Source organism: Tabrizicola sp. (assembly GCF_051645465.1).
Classification (GTDB): domain Bacteria; phylum Pseudomonadota; class Alphaproteobacteria; order Rhodobacterales; family Rhodobacteraceae; genus Tabrizicola.
The window spans coordinates 1-3,303 of sequence record NZ_JBOFBI010000232.1 but is presented as its reverse complement, the minus strand read 5'-3'; the positions used below and the strand labels follow the sequence as shown (position 1 = coordinate 3,303).

Sequence of the window (3,303 nt, the reverse complement as noted above, 5' to 3'; positions counted from 1 at the left end):
CGGATGAACGTGGTCGAGGGGACGGTCGAGGGTCGACGCCTGACCTTTGCGGGACTGAGCGTGCCGGTGGCAGCAGAGGTGCCCGAAGGCCCCTGCACCGTGGGCTTCCGCCCGGAAGATATCGAGATCACTTCGCCCGATACGTGCGGTGCTGCTTGCGCAGCTCTCGATGGCGTCTTTCCTGCCGGGCCGGAAGTGATCCTGAACCTCACCTCCGGCGGGCAGGCGCTGATCGCGCGGCAGATGCGCGGGTTCCACGCGGACGGCCGTTCCGACGTCTGGATCCGGGTGGCGCCCGAGGTCCTGAACATTTTCGACAAGACGACGGGGCGGCTGATCGATGCCGCGCCGGGGATAAAGACCGCCGAAGCAGCGGCGCTGAAAACGGCATGACGAACACTGAACAAAGGGAGGATGCGATGAAAATGACAACCACCAGACGCTTGCTTGCACTGACCACCATCATCACGGGCCTGGCCGCTCCGGCCTTTGCCGATGCGGAATGGGCCGCCGCAAACGGTTTCGGCCCCGATGCCGGGCCGCAGGACTGGGCTGCGATCGAGGCCGCCGCCAAGGAGGAGGGCGAGGTCATCATCTACTCCGTCTCGTCCCGCGTCGCCGCACTGGGCGAGGCGTTCGAGGCGAAATACGGCATCAAGGTCGTGCCGCATGACATCAGTTCCGATGTGCAGATGGAGAAATTCCGCCGCGAACACCGCGCCGGGATGCAGTCGGTCGACGTCCTTTACAACAACGAAACGCCGGTCATGCTGGAAGAGTTCATGCCGCAGGAGATGGTGTGGAACTTTGTTCCGGACGGGCTTGAGGGGGTTCTGGCGCCCGAGGAGATGTCGCCCTTCCTGGTCCATCGCTGGTCAAGCCGCATCCTGGCTTACAACGCGGCGGAACACCCGGAAGGCGTGCCGTTCGACAACCTCTGGGACCTGACGAAAGAGGAATGGAAAGGCCGGGTGCAGACGCCCGACCCACTTGGCTCGGCGGTGCAGACCTCGGTCTACCAGAGCATCCTTGCCAACCCGGATGCGATGGCCGCCGCCTATGAAAAGGAATTCGGCGAACCGCTGGTGATTTCGGAAGCGGTGGTCGAGGCGGTTGGCGAACTGCCGACCATCGACGCCCCGAACGCTGCACACGAATGGTTCTACCGCTTCCTGCAGAACGAGCCGGTCTACATCAGCTCGACCAACAAGATCTTCGAGAATGTGGGCCAGGTCGGCCAGACCGGCGCGCCGGTGGGGTTTGTCACCTTCTCGAAACTGCGGGATGTGGAGCCGGGCAAGATCGAGGCGGCACCGGCCTATGGCGTCGAACCCGCGATGGGGCTGGCATACCCGACCGTCATCGTCGTCGCAGACAACGCGCCGAACCCGAATGCGGCCAAGCTGCTGATCCGCTTCATGATGGAGGCCGAGGGCTTCGCGCCCTGGAACGTGATCGGCGACTATGCGGCCCGGTCCGATCTGGAAACGGCGCAGCTGGCCGAATTCGGGATGCCCGCACTGGCAGAGGCGAGCCTGATGATGATGGATCCGGTCGAGGTGCACGCCTCGAAATACACGTTTCTGCAGCTGTTCCTGTCGCTGAAGTGACACCTTGCCCGCGCGCCGTTCATCCCGGCGCGCGGGCTGCTTGAACCCAAGGGGACCCAGCATGACCCTCTCTGCGCCGCAGATGACCGGACCCGCCGACCTGCCCGCGCCCTGGCCGGGGATCGAAGCCTTGCTCTTCGACGCAGGGGATATCCTCTATCACCGGCCGGGGCGGCCTGCGGTGTTGAAGGCGTTCCTTGAACGCCATGCTGCTGGGCGACCGTTGGACAAGGCCGCGGTGCGTGCGCTGAAACTGCGGGCCTGGCGGGGGGAGGTTCCGCGCAAGGGCTATTACCGCGCGTTACTGGCAACGGCTGGGATCGACGATCCGGCGGTGCTGGACAAAGGCGCAACGATGCTGGTGGCCGAACAACACCGCGTCGCGTTCTTTCCCGGTGTTGCGGCGGCCTTGCACGGCCTGCGCCGGGCGGGCTATCGTCTGGGCATCATCACCAACACGCATGAGACGACGGCCGAAAAGCTGGACTGGTTCGCGGAGATCGGCATCGACGGGCTTTGGGACGTTGTCGTGAATTCCTGCGAGACGGGGTTTGTGAAGCCGGAGCCGGAAATCTACCAGACCGCCCTGACCGCCCTTGGCCTGCGCCCCCACGAGGCCGTCTTCGTGGCCCATTCCGCAAAGGAGGTCGCCGGGGCAAGGGCAGTTGGTCTCCACACTATCGCCTGCAACCCGGACGCGCCCGATATCGGCGCCGATGTCACCCTGACCGGCCTTGACGGCATCGCGGCCTGCCTGTCGCCCGGGAGTATTGCTGCGGCGCGGGGAGAGACAACGCTGTCGGGGCCGGGAACCTATCCGGTCATCGCGGCGCATCGCGGCGGGGCGCTTCTTTGGCCCGAGAACTCCATGCGCGCCTTTCGGGGGGCGATCGGGCTGCATGCCGACATGATCGAGACTGACCTGCATCTGTCCTCCGACGGCGTGCCCGTCATCATGCACGACCCTACGCTTGAGCGTACCACCCATGGCACCGGCGCGGTCAGGGCGCATGATCTGGACAGCCTGCGCCGCGTGACGCTGCGGGGCGCAGAGGACGAACATATCGCCACCCTGGACGAGGTGCTGGCGCTGATCGCGCCGACGGAGGTTGACCTGCGGCTAGAGATCAAGGTGCAGGGCGACGGCGCGCCCTATCCGGGCCTCGAGGCGCGCGTTGCGGCCAGCTTGCGGATGTCGGGGATGCTGGAGCGCACCACGATCAGCAGCTTCGCACATGCAACGCTTGTCGAATTCGCCCGTATCTGTCGGCCGCAAGGGCTGATCGCGCTGATCCGGTCAGTCGATCTGGAGGCAGATGGGCCCGATGCCGTGATCGCCCGCGTGCAATCCCTGGGCATCCCCGAAGTCGCGGTGTCCTGCCGACTTGTTGATGCGGACCTCATCGCCGCGTTCAAGGCAGCAGGCCTGCGCATCGGGGCCTATGGGGTTCGGACTAAGGATGACTGCGACCGGATGCTGTCGCTGCCGCTGTCGGCCTTTACAACCGACCTGCCGGACCACGCGCTGGCCCGACGCCGCGCCGTGCTGGCTGCTGACGCCAAGATGCTGCGACCTGCGCCATGAGCGCCACTCTGCCCCATGCAAGGCTCTGAAGTCCTTCTGGAACTTGCCGGAGCGGTGGCGCTTCTGGTCTGGTCTACCCGCATGGTGCGCACGGGGGTGGAGCGCGCA

The 3,303-nt window shown here is 65.6% G+C and carries 3 protein-coding genes; all 3 read left to right on the top strand.

Translation table 11 applies throughout. From position 1 onward, the window contains the following. The coding region (locus tag ACRCSW_RS15245; protein WP_438706440.1) for a hypothetical protein at positions 1-393 on the top strand (393 nt) is incomplete at its 5' end. 26 nt (positions 394-419) lie between these two features. Then, a complete protein-coding gene (locus tag ACRCSW_RS15240) occupies positions 420-1,610 on the top strand; it encodes an ABC transporter substrate-binding protein (RefSeq protein ID WP_438706439.1) in 1,191 nt (396 codons plus the stop codon). Positions 1,611-1,671: 61 nt separating this feature from the next. Beyond that, positions 1,672-3,195: an HAD-IA family hydrolase gene (locus ACRCSW_RS15235; RefSeq protein WP_438706437.1), complete on the top strand. Its 1,524-nt coding sequence runs from the start codon at positions 1,672-1,674 to the stop codon at positions 3,193-3,195. Positions 3,196-3,303 lie beyond the last annotated feature (108 nt).

Excerpts from the sequence above, each read along its gene's own strand:
- ACRCSW_RS15240 (WP_438706439.1), top strand. The coding sequence starts at position 420 with ATGAAAATGACAACCACCAGACGCTTGCTTGCACTGACCACCATCATC.
- ACRCSW_RS15235 (WP_438706437.1), top strand. The coding sequence starts at position 1,672 with ATGACCCTCTCTGCGCCGCAGATGACCGGACCCGCCGACCTGCCCGCG.